The 23,076-nt window shown below is 71.0% G+C and carries 23 protein-coding genes and 2 tRNA genes; 18 read left to right on the forward strand and 7 right to left on the reverse strand.

The genetic code is table 11. The features are described 5' to 3' along the window. Nucleotides 1–417 precede the first annotated feature (417 nt). The 10 genes from RAB70_RS15340 (at nucleotide 418) to RAB70_RS15385 (ending at nucleotide 9,683) form a co-directional block, all read left to right on the forward strand. Nucleotides 418–1,125, forward strand: coding sequence for a response regulator transcription factor (locus RAB70_RS15340; protein WP_017908858.1), 708 nt, complete (start codon nucleotides 418–420; stop codon nucleotides 1,123–1,125). Beyond that, nucleotides 1,122–2,546, forward strand: coding sequence for a sensor histidine kinase (locus RAB70_RS15345; RefSeq protein WP_148828402.1), 1,425 nt, complete (start codon nucleotides 1,122–1,124; stop codon nucleotides 2,544–2,546). Before RAB70_RS15340 ends, RAB70_RS15345 begins: the two co-directional genes overlap by 4 nt. Beyond that, a complete protein-coding gene (locus RAB70_RS15350; RefSeq protein ID WP_148828403.1) occupies nucleotides 2,543–3,973 on the forward strand; it encodes an efflux transporter outer membrane subunit in 1,431 nt (476 codons plus the stop codon). Before RAB70_RS15345 ends, RAB70_RS15350 begins: the two co-directional genes overlap by 4 nt. Continuing rightward, nucleotides 3,973–5,106: an ABC transporter permease gene (locus tag RAB70_RS15355; RefSeq protein ID WP_017910964.1), complete on the forward strand. Its 1,134-nt coding sequence runs from the start codon at nucleotides 3,973–3,975 to the stop codon at nucleotides 5,104–5,106. The genes RAB70_RS15350 and RAB70_RS15355 overlap by 1 nt, the downstream gene beginning before the upstream one ends. Continuing rightward, entirely contained in the window at nucleotides 5,103–5,867 is a 765-nt protein-coding gene (locus RAB70_RS15360) for an ABC transporter ATP-binding protein (RefSeq protein WP_017912707.1), read from the forward strand. The genes RAB70_RS15355 and RAB70_RS15360 overlap by 4 nt, the downstream gene beginning before the upstream one ends. Then, on the forward strand, nucleotides 5,864–6,763 hold the full coding sequence (locus tag RAB70_RS15365; RefSeq protein ID WP_148828404.1) for an HlyD family secretion protein: 900 nt from the start codon (nucleotides 5,864–5,866) through the stop codon (nucleotides 6,761–6,763). Before RAB70_RS15360 ends, RAB70_RS15365 begins: the two co-directional genes overlap by 4 nt. 92 nt (nucleotides 6,764–6,855) lie before the next feature. Next, entirely contained in the window at nucleotides 6,856–7,683 is an 828-nt protein-coding gene (locus tag RAB70_RS15370; RefSeq protein WP_148828405.1) for a carboxylesterase, read from the forward strand. Further along, nucleotides 7,683–8,045, forward strand: coding sequence for an EamA family transporter (locus tag RAB70_RS15375; protein WP_148828406.1), 363 nt, complete (start codon nucleotides 7,683–7,685; stop codon nucleotides 8,043–8,045). The genes RAB70_RS15370 and RAB70_RS15375 overlap by 1 nt, the downstream gene beginning before the upstream one ends. Continuing rightward, nucleotides 8,042–8,440: a multidrug efflux SMR transporter gene (locus RAB70_RS15380; RefSeq protein WP_017914161.1), complete on the forward strand. Its 399-nt coding sequence runs from the start codon at nucleotides 8,042–8,044 to the stop codon at nucleotides 8,438–8,440. The genes RAB70_RS15375 and RAB70_RS15380 overlap by 4 nt, the downstream gene beginning before the upstream one ends. After that, a complete protein-coding gene (locus tag RAB70_RS15385) occupies nucleotides 8,430–9,683 on the forward strand; it encodes a DegT/DnrJ/EryC1/StrS family aminotransferase (protein WP_148828407.1) in 1,254 nt (417 codons plus the stop codon). Before RAB70_RS15380 ends, RAB70_RS15385 begins: the two co-directional genes overlap by 11 nt. Before the next feature lie 146 nt (nucleotides 9,684–9,829). On the opposite strand, the gene RAB70_RS15390 is transcribed toward RAB70_RS15385, so the two are convergent. Together RAB70_RS15390 and RAB70_RS15395 are read right to left on the reverse strand one after the other, a co-directional pair. Next, nucleotides 9,830–10,708: an arginase family protein gene (locus RAB70_RS15390; protein ID WP_148828408.1), complete on the reverse strand. Its 879-nt coding sequence runs from the start codon at nucleotides 10,706–10,708 to the stop codon at nucleotides 9,830–9,832. Nucleotide 10,709: 1 nt separating this feature from the next. Further along, a complete protein-coding gene (locus RAB70_RS15395) occupies nucleotides 10,710–11,777 on the reverse strand; it encodes a GNAT family N-acetyltransferase (protein ID WP_148828409.1) in 1,068 nt (355 codons plus the stop codon). A gap of 112 nt (nucleotides 11,778–11,889) precedes the next feature. Here RAB70_RS15395 and RAB70_RS15400 point away from each other — a divergent pair, with 112 nt between their 5' ends. Together RAB70_RS15400 and RAB70_RS15405 are read left to right on the forward strand one after the other, a co-directional pair. Continuing rightward, nucleotides 11,890–12,165 (forward strand): acyl carrier protein, encoded by a 276-nt coding sequence (locus tag RAB70_RS15400; protein ID WP_010342598.1) that lies wholly within the window; start codon nucleotides 11,890–11,892, stop codon nucleotides 12,163–12,165. 6 nt (nucleotides 12,166–12,171) lie between these two features. Further along, nucleotides 12,172–13,410 carry a beta-ketoacyl synthase gene (locus RAB70_RS15405; RefSeq protein ID WP_148828410.1) on the forward strand — a complete coding sequence of 413 codons (1,239 nt, stop codon included), beginning with the start codon at nucleotides 12,172–12,174 and terminating at the stop codon, nucleotides 13,408–13,410. A gap of 65 nt (nucleotides 13,411–13,475) precedes the next feature. Here RAB70_RS15405 and RAB70_RS15410 read toward each other — a convergent pair whose 3' ends face one another. Next, complete coding sequence (locus RAB70_RS15410; RefSeq protein WP_199286299.1) at nucleotides 13,476–14,831, reverse strand: aspartate aminotransferase family protein; 1,356 nt, start codon at nucleotides 14,829–14,831, stop codon at nucleotides 13,476–13,478. A gap of 122 nt (nucleotides 14,832–14,953) precedes the next feature. Further along, nucleotides 14,954–15,646: an MtnX-like HAD-IB family phosphatase gene (locus RAB70_RS15415; protein ID WP_026143941.1), complete on the reverse strand. Its 693-nt coding sequence runs from the start codon at nucleotides 15,644–15,646 to the stop codon at nucleotides 14,954–14,956. A 190-nt stretch (nucleotides 15,647–15,836) separates the two neighbouring features. Here RAB70_RS15415 and RAB70_RS15420 point away from each other — a divergent pair. Beyond that, nucleotides 15,837–15,923: transfer RNA gene (locus tag RAB70_RS15420), tRNA-Leu, on the forward strand. Nucleotides 15,924–16,232: 309 nt separating this feature from the next. Then, nucleotides 16,233–16,463, forward strand: a complete 231-nt coding sequence (locus RAB70_RS15425; protein WP_148828412.1) for a hypothetical protein — start codon at nucleotides 16,233–16,235, stop codon at nucleotides 16,461–16,463. Nucleotides 16,464–16,633: 170 nt separating this feature from the next. Here RAB70_RS15425 and hemN read toward each other — a convergent pair whose 3' ends face one another. Both hemN and RAB70_RS15435 read right to left on the reverse strand, forming a co-directional pair. Further along, a complete protein-coding gene (hemN, locus tag RAB70_RS15430) occupies nucleotides 16,634–18,040 on the reverse strand; it encodes an oxygen-independent coproporphyrinogen III oxidase (protein WP_170268077.1) in 1,407 nt (468 codons plus the stop codon). Between the two features lie 44 nt (nucleotides 18,041–18,084). Then, nucleotides 18,085–18,615: a group III truncated hemoglobin gene (locus RAB70_RS15435; RefSeq protein WP_017908300.1), complete on the reverse strand. Its 531-nt coding sequence runs from the start codon at nucleotides 18,613–18,615 to the stop codon at nucleotides 18,085–18,087. A 142-nt stretch (nucleotides 18,616–18,757) separates the two neighbouring features. Here RAB70_RS15435 and RAB70_RS15440 point away from each other — a divergent pair, with 142 nt between their 5' ends. The 3 genes from RAB70_RS15440 (at nucleotide 18,758) to RAB70_RS15450 (ending at nucleotide 20,407) form a co-directional block, all read left to right on the forward strand. Then, nucleotides 18,758–19,063 carry a hypothetical protein gene (locus RAB70_RS15440; RefSeq protein ID WP_051067605.1) on the forward strand — a complete coding sequence of 102 codons (306 nt, stop codon included), beginning with the start codon at nucleotides 18,758–18,760 and terminating at the stop codon, nucleotides 19,061–19,063. Nucleotides 19,064–19,164: 101 nt separating this feature from the next. Then, nucleotides 19,165–20,196, forward strand: a complete 1,032-nt coding sequence (locus RAB70_RS15445; RefSeq protein ID WP_148828413.1) for a 4Fe-4S dicluster domain-containing protein — start codon at nucleotides 19,165–19,167, stop codon at nucleotides 20,194–20,196. A gap of 135 nt (nucleotides 20,197–20,331) precedes the next feature. Continuing rightward, nucleotides 20,332–20,407 (forward strand) — tRNA-Gly (locus tag RAB70_RS15450). 145 nt (nucleotides 20,408–20,552) lie between these two features. Here RAB70_RS15450 and RAB70_RS15455 read toward each other — a convergent pair. Continuing rightward, complete coding sequence (locus RAB70_RS15455) at nucleotides 20,553–21,002, reverse strand: DUF4087 domain-containing protein (protein ID WP_225851588.1); 450 nt, start codon at nucleotides 21,000–21,002, stop codon at nucleotides 20,553–20,555. 355 nt (nucleotides 21,003–21,357) lie between these two features. Here RAB70_RS15455 and RAB70_RS15460 point away from each other — a divergent pair, with 355 nt between their 5' ends. Beyond that, a complete protein-coding gene (locus RAB70_RS15460; RefSeq protein WP_148828414.1) occupies nucleotides 21,358–23,028 on the forward strand; it encodes a hypothetical protein in 1,671 nt (556 codons plus the stop codon). The last annotated feature ends 48 nt before the right edge of the window (nucleotides 23,029–23,076 follow it).

The raw sequence follows: 23,076 nt of genomic DNA on the forward strand, positions 1-23,076 counted from the left end.
GCCCCGGCATGCCGGGGCCTCGTGCGTTTTCTTCCCTTCGATTCCGATCGCAGTGGCGCTGCGCCGATCCGTCGGCGCCTGCGGGAGCGAAACGTGGCCGGCGAATCGAGATCCGTTCGATTCCGTGCGAGCCGTCTCCCTGGCGCGGGAGCGGTGACGTTGCCGACCCGTTCATGATGCCGCGGACCCGAAGGCGTGAGGATCGGCGGATGCCGCGGCCGACTATAGGATTTTTCCTACCCGGCGGATCAGGACCGGCGAGCGCGCAGCGATGTCATGGATGATAATGGTCATCACCGCATCGCAGAATCTGGATACACACTCCATCGAAGCTACATCGACGTATGTGAACGTAGTGACTTCGCCGCCGCCGATTACGACGGTTTTCCCACATCCCCGTTGCAAGCATTTCGCATCATGCGCATCCTGGTCGCCGAAGACGATACGTCCATTGCCGTTGCATTGCGCGACTCGCTCGCCGAGTGCGGCCACGTAGTGGACCATGTCGGCGACGGTGCCGCCGCCGAGCGCGCGCTCGGTAGCGAAAGCTATCAACTGCTGGTACTGGACCTGGGCCTGCCGCGCCGCGACGGTCTACAGGTGCTGCAGCGCCTGCGCGCGCGCCGCGACGAGATCCCGGTGCTGGTGGTGACGGCGCGCGATGCCGTGGAAGACCGCATCCACGCGCTCGACCAGGGCGCCGACGACTACCTGATCAAGCCCTTCGAACTGTCCGAGTTCCTCGCCCGCACCCGCGCGCTCCTGCGTCGCAGCAGCAGCGGCGGCGTGCCGGAACTGGTGCTGGGGCAACTGCGCATCAACCTGGCCGGGCGCCGGGTATGGCTGCAGGACCAGCCGCTGGACCTGACCGCGCGCGAGTTCGCGCTGCTGGAGACCCTGCTGCTGCGCAGCGGGCGCGTGGTCAGCCGCAGCCAGCTGACCGAAGCGCTGTGCGACTGGCAGCACGAAATCACCGACAACGGCCTGGACATCTCCATGCACCGCCTGCGGCGCAAGCTGCACGGCGCGGGCGTCGGCATCCGGACCATCCGCGGCCTGGGCTATCTGCTGGAGGAGTCGCGCGCCGCCTCACCGGCCGCCGACCACGCACAGATGCCGCAGTGAGCGCGACCGCGGCCGCGCAGTCGCCGGCATACCGCCACCCCAGCCTGCGCCAGCGACTGCTGGCGTTCCTGCTGATTCCGACCATGCTGCTGATGCTGGTGGTGTCGGCACTGTTCTACCTGCTGATGCTCAAGTACACCAATCACGTCCACGACATGGACCTGAAGGAGGACACGCAGGGCCTGGCGAATGCGGTCAACGACCCCGGCGAGCGCATGCCGCTGACCCTGCAGGCGCGGCAACTGCTGGAGTACAGCAGCGACGGCCGGGTGTTCTTCAAGCTCGACAGCCGCCGCCATGGGGTGATCAGCGGCAGCACCCAGCCGATTCCGGCGCATCCGGATCCGGCCGAAGTCGGCCGGGTGATGCTGTACGACGACCGCATGGACAACGGCGTGCCGGTGCGTGTGGCCAGCCTGTTGCTGCCTTCGGCGCTGGAGCCGGGCGACTGGCTCACCGTGTCGGTGGCCGAGACCCTGGACGACCGTCACCGCCGCGCCCGCGAGATCCTGGTGCTGATGCTGCCGACCGAACTGCTGCTCACCTGCTCGCTGCTGGTGCTGGTCTGGCACGGCGTGCGGGTCGGCCTGCGCATGCTGGAGCCGGCGGTGCGGCGGCTCGACGACAGCCAGCGCGACCTCAGCCCGGTGTCCGGTCCCGACATCCCGGTGGAGATCGTGCCGCTGACCCAGGCCATCGACGGCCTGCTCGGCCGCCTCAAGCACATGATGGCGCTGCAGGAACGCTTCCTCGCCGACGCCGCGCACCAACTGCGCACGCCGCTGGCCGGGCTGAGCATGCACGTGCAGCGCGCCCAGGCCAGCCAGCGCCCGGAAGACACCGCGCAGGCGCTGCAGCACATCCGCCAGCTGACCGACCGCGCCACCCGCACCTCCACCCAGCTGCTGGCGCTGACCCGCACCCAGGCCCCGCGCGAGAGCATCCGCCCGCTGCTGCCGCTGGACCTGTCGCAATGGCTGCCGCAGGCGCTGGCCGAGCGCATCCCCGACGCCCTGCACGCCGGCGTGGACCTGGGCTACGACGGCGGCGACGACGACGCGGCTGCGGCCTGGGTCGCCGCCGACGCCTATGCGCTGCGCGAACTGCTCGACAACCTGCTGGACAACGCGTTCCGCCACGCCGCCGGCCGTGTGGTCACGGTCAGCCTGCGGCGCGATCCGCTGTCCGTGCGCATGGCCGTGGACGACGCCGGCAGCGGCATCGACGAGGCCCTGCTGCCGCGCCTGGGCGAGCGCTTCTTCCGCGCCCCGGACGCGCCCGAAGGCGGCACCGGCCTGGGCCTGGCGATCGTCGCCAACATCGCCGCCCGCCACCACGCCACGCTGCGCTACCGGCGCTCGGCGCTGGGGGGCCTGCGTGCGGAGCTGGACCTGCCGGCCGGCGCGGAGCCGCAGGCATGAGCCGGATCCGGATCAGCCCGGCCAGCGTGCTGGCGCTGGCCGCCGCGCTGGCCCTGGCCGGCTGCGCCAGCACGCCGTTGCCGGACCTGCCGCAACAGTCGCTGCCCGCGCGATGGAGCAGCCCGACGCCGCAGGCCGCCGTCCCGCGCCCACCCGGCACGGCCTGGTGGCAGGACTTCCACGATCCGCAGCTCGACGCGCTGGTCGCGCAGGCGCTGCGCGACGATCTCAACGTCGGCCAGGCACTGGCGAAGCTGCGCGCGGCGCGGCGCCTGGATACCGTGGCCGGCGCATCGCAACGCCCGCAGCTGCGTGCGCGCACCCTCGACCCGATCGACCCCGACGCCAGCGCCTCGTTCCTGGTGGTCGGGCTCGACTCGGAATGGGAGTTGCCGCTGTTCGGCCGCGGCGAGGCGACCCGGCGCATGGCCCGCGGCGATCTGGACAATGCCCAGGCCGACCTGGCGCAGGTACGCGCGGCGACCATCGCCGAGGTGACCCGCAACTGGATCGACCTGCGCCACGCGCAGCAGGCCGAGCGGCTGCAGCAGGATGTCGTCGCCGCCCGCCAGCGCCAGGCGACCCTGCAGGCGACGCTGGTCGACCTGCATCTGGCCACGCCGGCTTCCGCGGCGCAGGCGCAGGCCGCCGCACTGCAGGCGCAAACCGCCCTGGACGAGCCGCGCGATGCCGCCGCCGCAGCCGCGCGGCGCCTGGCGGTGCTGCTGGGCCGCGACACGCCCGACCCGGCATGGAGCACGGCCGCGGCCAGCGCCGCGCCGACGGCGTTGCAGATCGCCGCGGTCGACAGCGTCCCGGCCGACCTGCTGCGCCGGCGCCCGGACATCGCCACGCGCGAAGCCGAGGTGCTGAGCGCGGCCGGCGCGCTGGATCTGGCCCGCGCCGATCAGTACGGCAGCATCGGCCTGGGCGGTTCGATCCGCTGGTCGACCACCCTGCTGAGCCATCGCCGCACCGCCACCCACGGTATCGCCTCGTTCGGCCCGGTGATCGACATTCCGCTGTTCGACTGGGGCATCCGTCATGCCAAGGCCAAGGCGCGCGGCGACCTGCTGGAAGCGGCTACCCTGGCCTACCGGCAGACCGTGCTGGAGGCAGTCAACGAGGTCGAGGACGCGCTGACCGCACTGGAACAGCAGCGGCGCAACGTCGAAACCCAGCAGCAGGTGCTGCAGGCACAGCAGCAGGCCAGCGAGGTCGCGCAGCAGCGCCGGCGGCTGGGCCTGGGCAGCGACCTGGACGTGGCCACGCAGCAGGCCGCGCGCGACCAGGCCGCCCTGGAACTGCTGGAAGCGCAGCGCCAGCGCGACCTGGCCTACGTCGCCCTGCACACCGCACTGGGCAGCGCCACTGCGCCGATCCCCGGCACCGGCGCCGTCAGCAACCACGAAGGCGCGCAGCCCTGATGGTCGCGCTGGCCCGCCAGACCCTGCGCTACGAGTGGCGCCGCTTCCTGCCGGTGGTGGTATCCGTGGGCTTCGCCAGCCTGTTGCTGCTGCTGCAGACCGCACTGGTGCTGGGCATCTTCGGCAGTGCCAGCGTCTATGTGTCCGGCTCCGACGCCGACCTGTGGCTGGGCTACCCCGGCACGCAGAGCGTGGACCAGGGCCGCGCCATCGATCCGGACGCGGCCGCGCCGCTGTACCTGGACCCGCGGGTGGCGCAGGTCGAGCCGTTCATCTGGTTCGACGGCGACTGGCGCGGCCCCGGCGACACCGGCGCGGTGTCGGTCTACATCTCCGGCATCGACACCCGCGACGGCGGGCTGATGTTCTCCCGTCTGCTCAGCCCCGCCCTGCGCGCGGCGCTGCGCGAACCGGACACCGTGGTGGTGGACCGCGCGGAACTGGACAAGCTCGGCGTCGGCGTCGGCAGCAGCGCGCGCATCAATGGTCATCGCGTGCGGGTGATCGGGGTCGGCCGCGGCCTGCGCGCGCTCGGCGGGGTCAACGTGCTCGCCTCGCTGGACACCGCGCGCGCGCTCAACAGCGACACTGCGCATCCGGACTGGCCGACCTACATGGTGGCCAGGCTGCGCCCCGGCGCCGACCCGCAGGCGGTGGCGCAGGCGATCGACAGCGCGGTCACGCGGCCGCGCGTGGAAGCCTGGAGCGCGGACGATTTCGCCCGGCGCAGCATCCTGTTCTGGATGTTCGACACAGGCGCCGGCTCCGGCGTGCTGTTCCTCGGCGGCATCGTGCTGCTGGTCGGCGTGGCCATCACCAGCCAGACCCTGCTCGGCACCGTGCTCGGCGCCGCGCGCGAGTACGCCACGCTCAACGCGCTGGGCGTGAGCATGCGCAACCTGCGCTGGGTGGTGCTGGAACAGGCCGCCTGGGTCGGTGCGCTGGGCCTGATCGGCGCCAGCGCGCTGGGCGCGGCGCTGGTCGCGCTGGCCCGCGCGCACGACGTGCCGGTGGCGTTCAACGCCAGCGGCTGGGGCCTGTGCGTGTGTGCGGTGATGCTGCTGACCGTGGTCTCGGCCCTGGCCGCGCTGCGCGGCCTGCGCCGCGCCGATCCGGCGTTGCTGCTGCGATGAGCCGCATCGTCGCCCCCGCCGCGCTGCATCCGGCCGCCGCCACCCTCAGCGGCAGCGGACTGTGCAAGAGCTTCGTCTCCGGCAGCCTGCGCACGCCGGTGCTGCGCGACGTGGAACTGCAGGTGTGGCCGGGCGAGCTGACCCTGATCTCCGGCCCGTCGGGCTGCGGCAAGAGCACCCTGCTGTCGATCCTCAGCGGCCTGCAGCGCGCCGACGCCGGCCAGGTGCTGGCGCTGGGCGAGGAACTGGGTGCGCTCGGCGCCACCGCGCTGGAGCAGTTCCGGCTGCGCCACACCGGCTTCATCTTCCAGGGCTTCAACCTGTTCCCGGCGCTGTGCGCGCTGGACCAGGTGCGGCTGCCGCTGCAGTACATGGGCCTGGCCCCGGCCGAAGTGCGCAGCCGTGCGGAGGAGGCGCTGGCCGAGGTCGGCATCGCCCACCGCCAGCACCTGCGCCCGGCCGAACTGTCCGGCGGCGAGAAGCAGCGCGTGGCGATCGCCCGCGCGCTGGCCAAGCACCCGGCGCTGCTGTTTGCCGACGAACCCACCAGCGCGCTGGACGCCGGCAACGGCCAGATCGTGATCGACCTGCTGCACCGCATCGCGCGCCGCCACAACACCATGGTGCTGTGCGTGAGCCACGACCCGCGCCTGATCCGCCATGCCGACCGCGTGCTGTCGATGGAGGACGGCCGCATCCTCGACGACCGCCGCGTCAACGCGCCGCCCTCGCCCCTGCCCTCACGGAATCCCGCACCATGAAAGCGTTCGCCGCCGCGCCCCTGCTGAGCCTGCTGCTGGCCGCATGCGCGCCCTCGGACCGCACGCCGGCCCCGGCGCCGGCCGCCACCCCGGCCTACCTGGCGGTGGCGCGCGGCCGCATCGATGTGGAAGGCGGCGTGCTCAAGCTCGGCCTGCCGGTCGCCGCGACCCTGCGCGAGGTGCCGGTGCACGAGGGCGACGCGGTGCAGAAAGGCGCCGTGCTGGTCGCCGGCGACGACCGCGCCGCCGCGGTCGAGCTGGACATCGCCCGTACCCGCGCGCAGGCCGCGGCGACCCACCTGAAACAACTGCAGCAGCGCCTGCAAAGCGCCCAGCAGAAGCAGCGGCGGCTGGCCGAGGCTGCGCGCCTGGGCGCCGGCGACGGGCAGACCGCCGACGACGCCAGCGACGCGGTGCAGAGCCTGGCCGACGCGCTGGACACCGCACGCAGCGACGCGGCGCTGGCCGACGCGCAGGTACGGGCGGCAGAGTTGCAGCGCGCGCAGTACCGGCTGCAGGCGCCGGTCGCCGGCCGCGTCCTGCAGCTGTCGGCCGCGGTCGGCGCGCGCAGCGAGGCCAACGCGCCGCTGCTGACCCTGCTGCCGGACGCGCCGCGCCTGGTCCGCGCCGAATTGAACGAAAGCTATGCCGGCAGCGTCACCCCGGGCATGGCCGCCGAGGTCATCAGCGACGACGGCCGCCAGACCGTGCTCGGCCAGGCGGTGGTGCGTTGGCTGGCGCCGGCCTACGGCCCGACCCAGTTGCACGACGACGCCACGCCCGCCGGCAACGACCGCAGCGTGGCCTGCGTGCTGGCCTTCACCCAGCCCTCGACCCTGCGCCTGGGCCAGCGCGTGCTGGTGCGCTTCCGCAACCCGGCTGCGGCCAAGCATTGAGCTTGCACGCCGCCGCGGCGGCGAAAGGCTGCTGAAACGCGCAGCGGCGACCCTGCACGGATTGCCGAGACTGCGCAGCCGCGCCCATTCACATGATCCAATCTGCCGAGTTCCACTTCGAAGGCGGCCGCAATGGCGTGCTGCTGATCCACGGCCTGACCGGCACGCCCAGCGAAATGCGCCTGCTCGGCAGGAGCCTGAACCGCGAAGGCTTCAGCGTCCACGGCGTGCAACTGGCCGGCCACTGCGGCGACGAGGACGATCTGCTCGCCACCAACTGGCGCGACTGGTACGCCAGCGTCGAGGCGGCGGCCGCGCGCATGCGCCCACAGGTCGACCGGCTGTTCGTGGCCGGGCTGTCGATGGGCGCGGTGCTGGCGCTGCGCCTGGCGCAGGAGCGTCCGCAGTGGGTGGACGGGGTCGGCGTGCTCGGCGCCACCTTCCGCTACGACGGCTGGAACATCCCCAAGCGCGCGCGGCTGGCGTTCCTGCTGCCCTGGTTCAAGCGCCTGGGCATCGGCAAGCGCCGCATGTTCCTGGAAGAGCCGCCGTACGGCCTGCGCGACGAGCGCATCCGCGCCCAAATCAGCAGCGCGATGCTCGGCGGCGACAGCAGCGCCGCCGGCCTGCCTGGCAACCCCTGGCACGCCCTGGCCGAGATGTACCTGCTCGCGCGCGCGGTGCGCCGCGACCTGCCCAAGGTCGTCGCGCCATGCCTGGTCGCGCACGCGACCGAGGACGACATCGCCGACCTGCGCAATGCGCGGCTGGTGATCGCCAACGTGTCCGGGCCGACGGAGCTGCTGCTGCTGCACGACAGCTATCACATGATCACCCTGGACCGCGAACGGCGCGTGCTCGGCGCGCGCCTGGCGCAGTTCTTCGCCGCCCTGTGCGTGCCGCAGCAGGCCGCCGCCTGATGGCGATGACCGGCTCGGTAGTGGGCATCTGGCTGGCGACGGTGGCGCTCGACACCGCCGGCCAATTGGCCTTCAAGTACGTGGCCAGCCACCCGCAGGGCACCGGCATGGCGCGCTGGCAGCGCATGGCGCGGCAGCCGCAGCTGTGGTTCGGCATGGCCTGCTATGTGCTCGAATTCCTCGCCTGGACCGCGTTCCTGTCGCTGGTGCCGCTGGGCCGCGGCGTGCTGCTGGGTTCGATCAACATCGTGGCGATCATGCTGGCCGGGCGCTGGCTGTTCGGCGAACGCCTCGGGCGCATGCAGGTGGCCGGCATCTGCCTGGTCAGCGCCGGCGTGGCGGTGGTGGGGCTGGGCTCATGAGCCGGCCGCCGCTGCATCGCTACGCGGTGGGCTTCGCCCTGCTGCTGAGCTTCGACACCCTGGCGCAGATCGGCTTCAAGCTGGCCGGCACGCACGCGTTCCCGCCGCAGGCCGAACTGGCCTGGGTGCTGCGCCTGCTCGGCAGCCCATGGCTGTACGCGGCGCTGCTCGGCTACATCGGCGCCTTCTTCACCTGGATGAAGCTGCTCGAGCACGCGCCGATCGGCCCGGCATTCGCCGCCTCGCACCTGGAAGTGGTCAGCGTGATGCTGCTGTCGGCCTGGTGGTTCAACGAACACATCGGCCTGTTGCAGGCGCTGGGCGCGGCGCTGATCGTCGGCGGCATCGTCTGCCTGGCGATCGGCGAGCGCGCGGACCCCGCCGATGCGCACTGAAATCCCACCGACCGCCGGCCTGCCGCTGCAGTGGGGCGACCTGTGGCCAGGTCGGCCGCGCGAACGCCTGGCCAGCGCGCTCGGCCTGCCGCAGGCGCTGCTGACCTGCTCGGGCACCGCCGCGCTGATCGTGGCCCTGCGCACCCTGACCGCGGCCAACCGGCGCCGGCAGGTGCTGGTGTCGGCCTATACCTGCCCACTGGTGGCGCTGGCGGTGGCGCACTGCGGCCTGCAACTGGTGCTGTGCGATCTGCTGCCCGGCTCGCTGGAACTGGACCCGGTGCAGCTGGCGCAGCGCTGCGGCAGCGACACCCTGGCCATCATCGCCACCCATCTGGGCGGGCGCCTGATCGACCTGGCGCCGCTGCGCCGCGCCGCCGAAGGCTGCGGCGCGCTGCTGATCGAGGACGCGGCGCAGGCGCTGGGCGGCGTGCATCCCGACGGCCGCCCGGCCGGCCTCGGCGGCGACATCGGCTTCTGCAGCCTGGCCGCCGGCAAGGGACTCACGCTGTACGAAGGCGGGCTGCTGATGTCGCGGCATGCGCCGCTGCAGCGCAGTCTGGCCGACACCGCCGCGCGCCTGGGCCAGCGCGACTGGCGCTGGGAACTGCGGCGCAGCCTGGAACTGCTCGGCTACGCCGCGCTGTACCGGCCGCAGCAGTTGCGCTGGGCGTACGGCGCACCGGTGCGCCGCGCGCTGCGCCGCGGCGACCGCATCGGCGCGGCCGGCGACCGCTTCGGCACGGCCATCGCCCAGCACGCGGTCGGCGCCTGGCGCGAAGGCGTCGGCGTGCGCGCCAGCGCGCGCTGGCCGGCATTTCTTGCGCAGATCCGCGAACAGGGCCGGCGCCGCAGCGCACGCCTGGCCAGCATCCCCGGCCTGAGCGTGATCGCCGATACCCCCGGCGCCCAGGGCAGCTGGCCGATCCTGATGGTGCTGCTGCCCGATGCCGCCGCACGCGAATCGGTGCTGGATGCGCTGTGGCCGCGCGGACTCGGGGTGGCGGTGCCGTTCGTGCATGCCCTGCCCGACTACGACTACCTGGACGGCATCGTCGAACGCACGCCCATGCCCAACGCCAGCGACTTCGCCGCGCGCTGCCTGAGCATCAGCAACAGCCCCTGGCTGGACGAGGCGCGCTTCGAGACCATCGTGGCCACGCTGCAGGCGGCCTGCGCCGGCGCGGTCGGGCCGGCGCCGCTGGATGTCGACCTGGTGCACGCCGCTGCGCCGAGCGCTTGATCGGGCGACGTGCGACTTCGCCAGCGTCGCGATGACAACGCGCCGGTCGTAACGACGACAAAATCCTGCAGGCGCGGCTTCATCCGCGAGAAGCGATACCGGTCATGCCCTCGCGGTTGAAGCCGCGCCCACAGAAACGGGCCGCGCTAGCCGACGCTGGCCGCATCCAGCGCCGCCAGCAGCCGCAGGTTCAACGCGTGCTGCTGCGCCTGCCACGCCGACAGGTCCGCCGGCGACGGTTCGGGTTGCGCATCCAGCGCCGCCAGTTTTCGCTTCCACCATTGCGGGTAATGGGCCAGCGAGACTTCGCCGGTGATGTCGCTGCCGCACACCTGCCCGCGCAGCGCCTCGATCGCCTGCAGCAACTGCGGTATGCGCAGTTGGCCCTGGTCCCAGTTGGTGCGCACGTCCTGCGGATCCAGCACGTCCTTGTCCAGCGACAGATAGGTCGGCATCGGCGTGCGCCGCAGGTGCTCGACGAACGCGTCGCTCAGCGCGCTCACGCTGTCGAAACCGCGCACCGCCTGGCCCAGGCCCAGCCGCCGCGCCCAACCCACGTCCACGCCGCTGCACCAGTAGCGCAGCTTGCCGCGGTACAGCGGCAGCAGATGGTTTTCCCAGGCATGGCCGGGGCCGACGTCGCCGGAGGTGATGCCGGCCACCTCGACCTGCGCCACCTGCGGCAGCGCGGCGATGCGGCGCACCCACGAGCCGCAGTGCACGCCGAACGGGAAGCGCATGTTGTCCGGATGGTTGTCGAACACCACCACCCGCAACGGCGCCTGCGCGCGCTGCGCCAGGCGTACGATCAACGGCAGGCTCAGGTGATGGAAATCGCCACTGCCCAGCAGCACGGTGCCGTACTGCGCCGGCAGCGCCTGCTCCAGCGCCGCGCCGAAGCGGCGCAGCCGCGCCATCGAGCAGGCGAAGCGCAGGCCGTCGCACCAGTCGCGCAACGGCAGGCGCACGGCGTCGGGCACTGCGCCCAGCGAAGCGTCGAGATCGAGCAGGACCGGGGTGCGCATCTCAGTCCTCCTCGGCGGCATCGGCGGCCGGCCCGACGTCGTCGGATTCGAACAGCGGCCGCAGCCGCCGCAGCACGGCGCGCAGCAGCGGATTGCGCAGGTACACCGCATGCCAGGTGTAGGTGAAGCTGGCGCCGAGCTGGGCCTTCACCTCCGGATCGGTCCAGCCGGCGACGTAGGCGGTGAGGCCATGGCGGCAGGCATAGTCGAGGTTCTCGATCCAGCTCAGCGCGTACAGGTTGTGGTCGCGCGCATCCGGGTAGTGCAGACCGATGTACTTGTCGATCAGCCGACCCTCGTGCACGTAGCACAGATTCCAGCCGATGATGCGGCCCTGGTGCCGGTACACGAACACCTGCCCGCCCGAGTCGGCGTCGGTCAGCAGCGCGTCGAAGAACGGTTCGGTCAGCAGGTCGAAATGGATCTCGCTCTGCGCGTACACCTCCTGGTACAGCGCATAGCAGTGCGCGCGCAGCGCCGGATCGGCGAAGGCCGGGCCGGTCGGCAGCACCTCGATCTCCAGATCGGCGCGCGAGCGCAGCTTGCGGCGGATGTTGCGCCGGCGCCCGCGCGAGAGCCGCGCCAGGTACTCGTCGGTGGAGGCGAAGTCGATCGGCACCCAGGCCAGCGCCTGCCCGCGCAGCAGCACGTAGCCGTTGCGCTCGCAGGCGTCCAGGAACGCCTGCGCCCAGGCGTTGTCGGCCTCATCCAGCAGCGGCGAGCGCTGCGGCACGTCCTTGACGATCATCAGCGCGCGGCGCCGGCCCAGTTGCGTACGCCACTGCCGCGGCAACTGCACCGGGTCGGCCGCGCGCGGCAGCCAGGCGTATTCGCTGACGGTGCTGCCGACGAAGCTGGTGCGCGGCCGCAGCAGGCGCTGCCACAGCCGCTGCAGCGGCAGCCGCGCCACCTTCGCGCGCAGCGCGGGTTCGGCGGTGGTGAGCAGGTCGAAATCGGCCTCGAAGGCCGGCACCCCGTGCTCCAGGGGCTGGATCAGGAAACCGGCTGGCGGGTGCTGCAGGAACTGCCGCTGCAAGGCCTGCGGCTCGAGTTGGTTGACGAAAGGCATCTGCAAGATTGATCGTCTAGCGTGGAGAATGGATGCTGCGGCCCAGGCCGCAGCGTGCGATCCACCGGCGGCGGGCGCCGCGCGGTGGCCCTTCATTTCGCGGAGCACTGCCATGACCCCGTCCATCGAGTCGCAAATCCACAGCATCGTCGCCAAGCATGGCGAGATCGACCCGGCGCGCCTGACCCCCGATGCCAAGCTGCAGGACCTGGGCGTGGATTCGCTCGAGGCCATCGAAATCCTGTTCGACATCGAAGAACACTTCGACATCACCTTCCCGCAGCGCGACCCGAACCTGGACGACGGTTCGCTCGGCAAGCTGGTGCAGGCGGTCGAGGACGCGCTGGCGGCCAAGGCGGCGGCCGGCGCGGCGCAACCGGCGCACTGACGCGCCATGGGCGCCTCCCCGCACGCGCGGCGCGTCGTGGTCACCGGCATGGGCGCGGTCAGCGCGCTCGGCCTGGGCGCCGAGGCGCTGTGGAGCGCGATGCGCGAGGGCCGCAGCGGCATCGCCGCCCTGCCCTCGCCCGATCCGCTCAGCACGTTGAAGATGCGCGTGGCCGCGACCCTGCAAGGGTTCGCTCCGGATGCCACGCAGACCGGCGGCATCGCCCCCGGCCAACTCGACCGCATGACCCAGATGGCGCTGGTCGCCGCCCGCGAGGCGATCGCCCAGGCCGGCCTGCCGCACGGCGATGCCGCGCTCGGCGCGCGCTGCGCGGTGGTGGTCGGCACCGGCGTCGGCGCCGAACTCAGCCGCGACGAACAATCGCGCCGGCTGTACCGCGACCAGGCCGAACGCCTGCATCCGCTGACCATCGTGCGCAGCATGGCCAACGCGCCGGCCAGCCAGATCAGCATCGCCTTCGGCCTGCGCGGCCCGGCCTTCGCCGTCTCCAGCGCCTGCGCCTCGGCCAATCACGCCTTCGCCCAGGCCGCGCTGATGGTCCGCCATGGCCTGGCCGATGTGGCCATCGCCGGCGGCAGCGAAGCCTGCCTGAGCCTGGCGCTGATCCGCGCCTGGGAAGCGATGCGGGTGGTCAGCGACGACACCTGCCGGCCGTTCTGCGCGCAGCGCAGCGGCCTGGTGCTGGGCGAAGGCGCCGGCATGTTCGTGCTGGAAAGCGCCGAGCACGCGGCCGCCCGCGGCGCGCTGCCGCTGGCGGAACTGGCAGGATTCGGCATGAGTTCCGATGCCGGCGACATCGTCGCGCCCAGCGTCGACGGCGCCACCACGGCGATGCGCCTGGCGCTGCAGGACGCCGGCCTGGCGCCGGAACAGATCGATTACGTCAACGCCCACGGCACCGGCACGCAGGCCAACGACCGCTGCGAAACCCAGGCGCTGCGTCAGGTGTTCGGTGCGCACGCCGAGGCGCTGGCGGTCAGCTCGACCAAGGCGGTGCACGGCCATGCGCTCGGCGCGGCCGGCGCGCTGGAACTGGTGGCGGCGATCGGCGCGCTGCGCGAGCAGGTGGTGCCGCCCACGGCCAACTTCCTCGATGCCGATCCCGAATGCGATCTGGACTACGTGCCCAACCAGGCGCGCGCCCGCAACGTGCAGGCGGTGCTGAGCAATTCCTTCGCCTTCGGCGGACTCAATGCGGTGATCGCGCTGCGCGCGGCGGGCTGAAGCGCCCGCCGCCGCAAACAACGGCGGGAGGCAACGCGAACCGCGCGCGTCGTCTCCCGCCCGGCTCATGCGACCTGCTTGGCGCGGGTCAGCAACTGGTCCAGCAAGGACAGGCCCAGGTCGATCTCTTCGTGGCTGATGTGCAGCGACGGCGCCAGCGTGATCACGTTCTTGTAGTAACCGCCCACGTCCAGAATCAGGCCGATGCGCTTGCCGTTGTGGCGCAGTTCGCCTTCCAGGCCCATGTCGACCATGGTGTCGAGCAGCTTGCGGTTCGGCGTGAAGCCGTCCGCCTGGCAGATTTCCGCACGCAGGGCCAGGCCCAGGCCGTCGACGTCGCCGATTTCCGGGTGGCGCTTCTGCAGGTCGCGCAGGCCGTCCAGGAAGTGCGCGCCCTTGGCCATCACCATCGACTCGTAGTCGGTCTCGGCCAGCATGCGCATGGTTTCCAGGCCGACCGCGGTGCCCAGCGGGTTGGAAGCGAAGGTGGAGTGGGTCGAACCCGGCGGGAACACGGTCGGGTTGATCAGCTCCTCGCGCGCCCAGATGCCGGCCAGCGGGTTCAGGCCGTTGGTCAGCGCCTTGCCGAACACCAGTACGTCCGGGGTCACGCCGAAATGCTCGATCGCCCACAGCTTGCCGGTGCGGAAGAAGCCCATCTGGATTTCGTCCACCACCATCAGGATGCCGTACTTGTCCAGCACCCGCTTCAGGCCGGTGAAGAAGTTCGGCGGCGGGATCACGTAGCCGCCGGTGCCCTGGATCGGCTCGACGTAGAACGCCGCGTACTCGCACTGCCCGGCCTTGGGATCCCACACGCCGTTGTACTCGGTCTCGAACAGGCGCTCGAACTTGGCCACGCACTGCTCGCCGTACTCTTCCTTGGACATGCCCTTGGGGCCGCGGAAGTGGTACGGGAATTCGATGAACTGGGCGCGGTCGAAATGACCGAAGCGACGGCGGTAGCGGTACGACGAGGTGATCGCCGAGGCACCGAGGGTACGGCCGTGGTAGCCGCCTTCGAAGGCGAACACCAGGCTCTTGCCGGCGCTGGCGTTGCGCACCAGCTTCAGCGAGTCTTCCACCGACTGCGCGCCGCCGACGTTGAAGTGCACGCGGCCCTTGCGGCCCCACTTGCGCTCGGCGTCGACCGCGATGGTCTTGGCCAGCTCGATCTTGGTCGGGTGCAGGTACTGGCTGGCGACCTGCGGCAGGGTCTCGATCTGGCGGGTCAGCGCCTGGTTCAGGCGCGGATTGGCGTAGCCGAAGTTGACCGCCGAGTACCACATCTGCAGGTCCAGGTACGGCACGTCTTCGGTGTCGTACAGGTAGCTGCCGTCGCAGCGGCCGAAGATGCGCGGCGGCTCGCTGTAGTGCACGGTGTCGCCGTAGGAGCAGTACTGGGACTCGTCGGCCAGCATCTGCGCATCGGTCAGCGCGCGCTGGTGGTCGGCACCGGTGCGCAGCAGCGCCTCCGGATCGGGCGCGGCATCGCCATGCAGCGGTGCGAGCGAGGAAAGCGAAACATTCCGGTTCATCGGGATCAGGCTCGTTGGGTGACGGGAAGCGGGAAGGACACGGTGGTGGTCGCCGGCACCGCCAGGTCGGGCAGCAGGGCGATGGCGTCGTCGAAACCGGTGATCGCGCAATGGGCGATCCCGTTGGCGCGGCAATGGCGCAGCAGACCGTCCTTGGCGAACACCAGGTCGGCCTTGCCGGCCAGGCAGAAATCGGAACGACCGTCGCCGATCAGCAAGGTGGCGCGCTCGGGCGGCTGCTGCGCCATGACCGCGCACTTGCAGGTGCCGCTGGGGCAGTCCGGGCGCGCATGCGGCGAGGCCATGCGCCATTCGCCCGCGTCGGTACGCAGCAGGCGGTTGGCGATGATCGGCAGGTGGTGCAGGCCGTGGCGGGCCAGGATCCGGGCGATGCCGTAGTCCAGGCCGTCGCTGACGATGCTCAGCGGGATGCCCAGGCGTTCGGCCAGCGCCACGAAGCGCACGAAGGCCGGGTCGATCCGCACCGCATCCAGCACCCGGTGCAACGCATCGACGTCGCCGTCGAGCAGCGCGACCTGCTTGCTCATGCACTCGCGGGCCCCGATCCGACCGGCGACCCAGTCGTCTTCCAGCTCCTGCCAACCGGGGCGCCCGAGGTGCTCGAGCAGGCTGTCGGTCACGTCCTGCAGGGACACGGTACCGTCAAAATCGCAAAGGATGTTCCATTGGGCGCGCAAGGTGGCTCTCCGGCTGATGGGGGCAGAGCCTAGGCACGCTGTCTTTCGCACTCCTTTCGGCGAGGTGAAAGAAAGCGGAGCGTTCACATTGGGCGTGGTAGGTCGGGCGCCACCGCACCTCCTCGCAAGGAGCCTGGATCGGTCGCACAGTTCCCAATTCGACCGCGATCGGGCAACCTACTCCTACCAGGCCCGGATGGCGAAACTGGTAGACGCATCGGACTTAAAATCCGCCGGGGGCGACCCCATGCCGGTTCGATTCCGGCTCCGGGCACCACGTATTGGCAGGCGGAACCGACAGGCCACATCAGGCACGGCCCCCCAGCTCTACCGCCTCGGCACGCCAATCATCCCGATCACCACAGATGCGCCGCATGCACGGTGGTGTTTGACGCCCAGGCTGTTCGCTGGCCGAGCGCAGCGTTTGCCCCACGGCCAGTCGGCGGAAAGCGCCGGGAAAGCGCATCCATTGTGGGATGACCCGCAAACTGTCCGAACGCAAGCGACAGGCACTGCATCGCCCCCGGACGACATCGTGCTAGAAACATTGCCACACCAGCCGCGCCGGCTGCTTGGGGAGAAGCGAGTGAACGAGACCTACGAGAGAGAAAAGCGCGCGCGTACGTTCGCCCAATACATCAGGGACACGTGGAGTGGCCCGCTTTCCCGCGACGAAAAGAAACAGCTGGGCGAGGAAATCCGGGACGAAGTGGATGGAGCACCGGATCGCGACAGCCTGGAGTCCATCATCATCGGCGCGCTCAGAGAGAAGGATATCGATCCCGACGAACTGGGCATCCGCTGGTCATTTGATTGAGATCGAACCCGGCGCCCGCACGGGCGCCGGGCAGCTGGAGTGCCAGACACAAGATCTCCAGGCCCTCCCGCGGAATGGCCTTGGATATCGCGCCCCCGCCACCGAAAAGTCCCCGGCACCGCCGCCACGGCGGCACCGGGGATGCCAACGGCAAGCATGACGCACGGCGCTCAGATCGCGCGCGAGTAGCGCGCCGGCTGGTCGGGCTGGCGCAGGTAGCGGTCGAAGCACATGGCGATCAGGCGCAGCAGCGGGCGGCCGCGCGCGGTGGCCTGGACCACGCCGTCGCGGTAGTCGGCCAGGCCGTCCGCGCACAGCGGCGCCAGTGCGCGCAGTTCCTCGCGGAAGTAGCTGGCGAAGTCGATGCCGTGGCGCCGCGCCACCGCCGCCACGTCCACGCTTCCCTGGCACATCAGTTGCTGGATCAGCTCGGCGCGCAGGGCGTCGTCGGCGCTGAGCTGCAGGCCGCGCAACACCGGGCTGTCGCCGGCGTCCACGGCCGCTTCCCAGGCCGGCAGGTCGCGCTGGTTCTGGCTGTAGCTGGCGCCGATGCGGCTGATCGCGCTGACGCCCATGCCCAGCAGGTCGGTGTCGGCGTGGGTGGTGTAGCCCATGAAGTTGCGGTGCAGGCTGCCCTGCCGCTGCGCGCGCGCCAGGTCTTCCTGCGGCAGCGCGAAGTGGTCCATGCCGATGTACTGGTAGCCAGCCGCCGAGAGCCTGCTGACCGCCAGGCCGAGCAGCGCCAGCTTCTGCTCGGCGTCGGGCAAATCGGCGTCGGCGATACGCCGCTGCGCCCTGAACAGCTGCGGCATGTGCGCGTAGCCATAGACCGCCAGGCGGTCCGGGCGCGCCGCGATCACCGTCTCCAGGGTCTGTTCGAACCCGGCCAGGGTCTGCCGCGGCAGGCCGTAGATCAGGTCGACGTTGACCGAGCGCATGCCGTGCACGCGGCAGGCGCGCAGGATGTCCAGGGTCTCGTGCACCCCCTGGCGGCGGTTGATCGCCTGCTGCACCAGCGGGTCGAAATCCTGGATGCCCAGGCTGGCGCGATTGAAGCCCAGTTCGGCCAATGCGGCGATGTCCTGCGGCGTCACCGTGCGTGGGTCCAGTTCGATGGACATCTCGCGGTCCGGCGCCTGGCTGAAGCGGAACAGCCCGCGCAGGCCATGCACCAGTTCGCCCAGCAACTCGGGAGCGAGGAAGTTGGGGGTACCCCCGCCCAGGTGCAGTTGCACCACCTCGCGCTCGCCCTCGAAACACGCGGCCATCATCGCGGCCTCGCGCAGCAGCCGCTGCACGTAGGTGCGGCCGCGCTGCGGGTCGCGGGTGATCACCCGATGGCAGCCGCAGTAGAAGCAGGGATTGCGGCAGAAGGGCACGTGCACGTACAGCGACAGCGGCCGCCGCGGATCGCTGGCCTGGACCGCGGCGAACAACTGCGCCGGGCCGAAACCGGTCTGGAAATGCGGCGCGGTCGGGTACGAGGTGTAGCGCGGGCCGGGACGGTCGTAGCGGCGCAGCAGGTCGGCGTCGAAGGTCCAGGCGGCGGAGGGATCGGGCGCGGTCAGGATGTCCATGCCCCGAGCATGCGCGGCGCCCGGCACGGCCGCCTTGACCTGGATCAATCCGCGCACGCAGCCGGCGGCAGCGGCGATGCCGGCTCGAACGGGCGCCAGCTCATCTGGTGGCGGCGCCAGAACGTCTCGGCGATGCGCTGGGCGATGTCGTCGGCCAGCAGCCGCATCGGCGTGTTGGGCAGCTCGGCGGTGGTGGCGCGGAACAGGCCCAGCCAGCGCTGGAACAACAGTGCGCTGAGTTCGCGCATGGCCATGTGCCGCGGCATCGGCGCGCCGCGGAAGCGGCGGGTGCCGCGCAGCATCGCCGACCAGAAATCGCACAGCTGCTGCTGGTGCGCGTCCCAGTCCTCGATGCGCGCGGCGAACACCGCCGACAGATCGGCGTCGGCGCGCACGCGGCGGTAGAACGTCTCCACCAGCGCCTGCACCTCGGCCTCGCTGCACAGGTCCGGCCCCGGCAAGGGCATGCCCTCGATCTGGTCCTGCATGGTCCGCTCCACGTCGCTCGACGCGGACAGTCTCCACGCCGCCACCGCGGCGGCCTTGATCAGGATCAATGTCGGCACGGCCGGCACTGCCTAGTCTGCCGCTGCGGCATGCGCCGACGCCGGTGTCGACGGGGGATCGGCGGCCAGGCGGCTGGCAGGCGCGGCGACGTGTGTGGCGCTGCCCCCTTGGCGCATGCCGCATCCTCCTTTCGCGATGGAATCCACCGTCATGGCCTCTCCCGACGATCCGCTGCTCGACCCGCTCGATCCCGGTACGCCACGCCCGCTGGTGCAGCGGCTGGGGGTGATCCTGTGGCCGAGCTTCCTGGTGGCCGGCGCGATGAGCGTGCTGTTCTTCGCCCTGGTCGATCCGCTGGCGCTGCGCGACATCACCTTCCCCGGCCGCCAGCTGAGCCGCGAGCTGGGCTATACGGTGGGCTTCTTCATGTTCTGGCTGGCGACGCTGGCCTCGAGCCTGCTGACCGGCTTCCTGTTGCGTCCGGCGCCGCACGGCGACGCCGCGCCGCTGTCCTGAGCCGGCTGCCGATGCCTCGCCCGATCCACTTGCATGTCGTCGCCTCGCCCGCAGCCACGGCAGGACCGGCGCCGCCACATCGGTACACGCAGTTCCGACGCGTGGTGCTGTGGCTGCTGTTCGCCGCCTTCTACCTGCTGCCGTGGCTGCGCTGGCAGGGCCGACAGGCGCTGCTGCTGGACCTGCCGGCGCGGCGCTTCGACGTGTTCGGCTGGACCCTGTGGCCGCACGACGTCGGCTGGCTGCTGCTGGCGCTGGGCGCCGCCGCGGCCTCGCTGGCGGTGCTCACCACGCTGGCCGGGCGCCTGTGGTGCGGCTTCGCCTGTCCGCAGACGGTATGGAGCCATGCCTTCGCCTGGATCGAACGGCGCTTCGCCGACTGGCCGGCCGCGGCACGGCACCTGCTGTGGGCGACCGTGGCGCTGTGGACCGGGGTCAGCTTCGTCGGCTATTTCGTGCCGATCGCCGACCTGGTCGCGCGCCTGCATCCGTTCGCCTGGAGCGGCGGGGAGACGTTCTGGGTGCTGTTCTATGCACTGGCCACCTGGGGCAACGCCGGCTTCCTGCGCAGCCAGGTCTGCCGCTACCTGTGCCCGTACGCGCGCCTGCAGCCGCTGCTGTGCGACCGCGACACGCCACTGGTCGGCTACGACGCGATGCGCGGCGAACCGCGCGGCGCCCGCGCCTGCGGCACTGGCAGCATCGCCCAGCGCGGGCGGCGCCTGCTCGACCCCGTCACCGCCCGCGACTATGCCGTGCGCGCCAGCATCGCCCAGCTCGCCGGCCAGGGCGGCAGCCGCGGCGAGGCCCTGGCCGCGTATGCCGGCACCCTGCCCAAGTTCAGCGCCGAACAACTCGGCGACTGCGTGGCCTGCGACGCCTGCGTACAGGCCTGCCCGGCCGGCATCGATCCGCGCAATGGTGCGCATTACGCCTGCACCGCCTGCGGCGCGTGCGTCGAGGCCTGCGACCGCAGCATGGATCGCCACGGTTTCGCCCGCGGCCTGTTGCGCCTGGCCGGTGCCAATGCCATCGATCGCCAGCCGCGGCACTGGTGGCGCCGGCCGCGGCTGCTGGGCGGCGCCGCCACGCTGCTGGCGGCGTCGCTGGCGTGGTGGTGGCTGGCGGCGTGAACCGGGCCGAGTCGACCGTGGCGACTCATTGGGCGCGGCGGAACCGCTGCCGCCCCCTGGGGCAGCGACGGACATTTTTTTGCAACGAAGGGCTAGCGCACCTGCTGGCAGGCGTGTAGAATGCGCGGCTCCCAAGCGGGAATAGCTCAGTTGGTAGAGCGCAACCTTGCCAAGGTTGAGGTCGCGAGTTCGAGTCTCGTTTCCCGCTCCAAATAGCGTCACTTGCTTTCTACGATGCAAGTGAACCACCGAAAAAAGGAGCCCAGGCTCCTTTTTTCGTTTTCGCGGTCTGCGGACTCGACAGCGACGCTGCCCGAATCAGCGCCGATCCGCCAATCCGCCGCGCAGCGAACCTCTCACTTCAGCGGATTCTCCGGCTCCCTGCCCCGCAGTGCCTTGTCCTGCCGGCAGGTCTTCAAGGGCTGGGCCGTCGCCGACTCGATCGCGGTCACCTCGCGGGTGTCGTCGCGCGCATGCACCTTCAGGCAGGCGCAGCCGTAGCCGGCGCTGCCCGTCCCGGTCGCCACCCAGCGCGCCTGGGAGAACGTCGGCCATGTGCCCTCGGCCTGGTGCCCGCCCTGCTGGCCGACCGTCCACTCGCCGTCCTTGTCCACGAGCGTGGCGTTGCCTGGCGAGGGATTGTCGAACCAGCCGCAACGCGTGACGGCACCGGCAGGCGGCGTGGCATCGGCGACAGCGCACAGGCCGGTCATGGCAACCAGGGCCGCACCGAACACGCTGGCGAAACGCAAAACAGGTCGCGATGGATTCATGACATCAGGATCGAGGGACGAGACCGGCATCATCGCAAATCGGCGCCCGCCGGCGCTGCCGGGAGGCCCAGCAGGCGGCAAGGCACAGCGCCGATGCCGCCTCTCCTGTTCGATGCGATGCCGCCGCGCGATCGTAGTGCCGTCGTGTAGCCGTTCTACGCCCTGTCCTGGTTCGACACCGTCGGCCGCCAGCGGTTCGTGCAGTACAAGCAGCGCTTCTGGGCGGCGGCGCCGTAGCGGCGACGCAGCGTCGCCGGCGCCGGGCGCACCGCGGTCGCGGTAGGGAAAACCGCAGCTGGCTCGTCTATCTACCGCAACGTCGCCCTGCGGGAGACGCTGCCGCGCGCTGCTGCCGGGTCCCGCACCGTCTTTCCAGAGCATCCGCTGCATGCAGACCCTGATCCAACGCGGCATGGCCGCCCTTCGCCAGGACGACGTCGACGGCCTGTACAGACTGTGGTCCGGCACGACCGTGCTCAACCATCTGCAGGAGGCCGACCTCGATGTGCTGATGCAGCGCTGCGACGCCCGGATCCAGGCCGCGCCGGGCGACCCGGCGCCATGGCGGCTGAAGTGCCTGATCTACCTCGACCGCAGCGCGCACTTCACCAGCGACCGCCGGCAGGCGCTGCGCACCGTCGCCGAGTGGGCCGGACGCGCGATCGGCCTGGTCCCGCACGACGCCGAGGCGCACCGCCTGCTCGGCAGCGCGCACTACTGGCTGGACGAACCCGCATCGGCGATCAGCGCCTACCGCAACGCCCACGCGCTGCAGCCGCAGGTGGACCTGCAGGTCCGGCTGTTCGAGATGGAATCGCTGCCTGCCGGGCAGTCGCCGCAGCTGCTGCAGTTGGACTTCCGCGACAGCAACGCCTGCCACTACTACAGCGCCGGCGTCTCCATCGGCAAATGGAAACACGCCGGGATGGAGCCGGCCGATGCCGGCTACGTCGACGCGGTGCAGTTCGCCCTCTACGAGCACGGCACCACGCTGTTCCGGCAAGCCCTGGAACTGGGCGAGGCCGCCACCTGCAATACCGACCCCCATACCTTCGCGATGTGCTGCAACAACCTCGGTCTGCTGTACCTGGACCGGGGCCTGTACGCGCAGGCGCAGGCCATCCTCGAAGAAGGGCTGCGCCACAGCCAGTTCCAGTTCCTGTACCAGAACCTGCGCGGGGCCTATCGCCAGCAGGGCATGCGCGCCGAGGCTGCGGATATGGCGCTGACCCTGATGATGGACTACGAACTGGACACGCCGCTGTTCCTGGATTGCGCGCAGGCGGCATGCAGCCATCTCAACCGCGTCGGCCGCCATGCCGACGTGCTGGAAATCGCCGATGCGGCGCAGGAAGAGTTCGAAGCGCTGCCCGACCAGGCCCAGGCCGATCGGGAACTGCTGCGGATGTATGCGCTGGTGCAGGCGCACCACCGTCTCACCGCGGCGCGTGCGCTGGGCCGGCTGCAGCCGGAGCATGTGGATACCGCCCTGTCGCAGGCGGCAGCGGAGGCGAATCCGCACGACCTGGACACGCTGTTCGTGCACGCCAGCGCACTCGGCGAGGCGCGCGACTACCCGGCCGCGGTCGATGCCTACGCCTCTGTGATCGCCGAGGCCACGCAGCAGCAGGACCTGCAGGCGCTCAAGCGCGCTCGGCACGGACGCGGCTACCTGCTGCTGTACCATCTGCCCGACGCCAAGGCCGCACTGCAGGACTTCCTCGCCGTGCAGCGCGACGGCACGGACGACTTCTACACGCACTACTACCAGGCCAACTGCCATTACGTGCTCAAGGACTACCGCAGCGCACTGCCGGCCTGCGACGCGGCACGCGCCCTGCTCGACGACGCCGTGGTGCAGGCGGACCCCGGCTCGGCGGCGCAGCTGTACATGATGGAAGCCAATTGCCACATGAACCTCGGTGCCTATCCCGCGTCGATCGCCGCCTTCGAGCGCTCGCTGGCGCTGCACGAACGTGCGGACGTGCGCGAGAGCTACGAGCTGGCCCGGCAACTGGCCGCCAAGCCGAAGAAGCGGCTGTTTGGGCTGTTCTCGTGATCGCCAGCGCATGAGCCACGCTTCGCACACTGCTCGCGCGAAGGTGCA

It is taken from the genome of Xanthomonas sontii (assembly GCF_040529055.1).
Taxonomy (GTDB): Bacteria; Pseudomonadota; Gammaproteobacteria; order Xanthomonadales; family Xanthomonadaceae; genus Xanthomonas_A; species Xanthomonas_A sontii.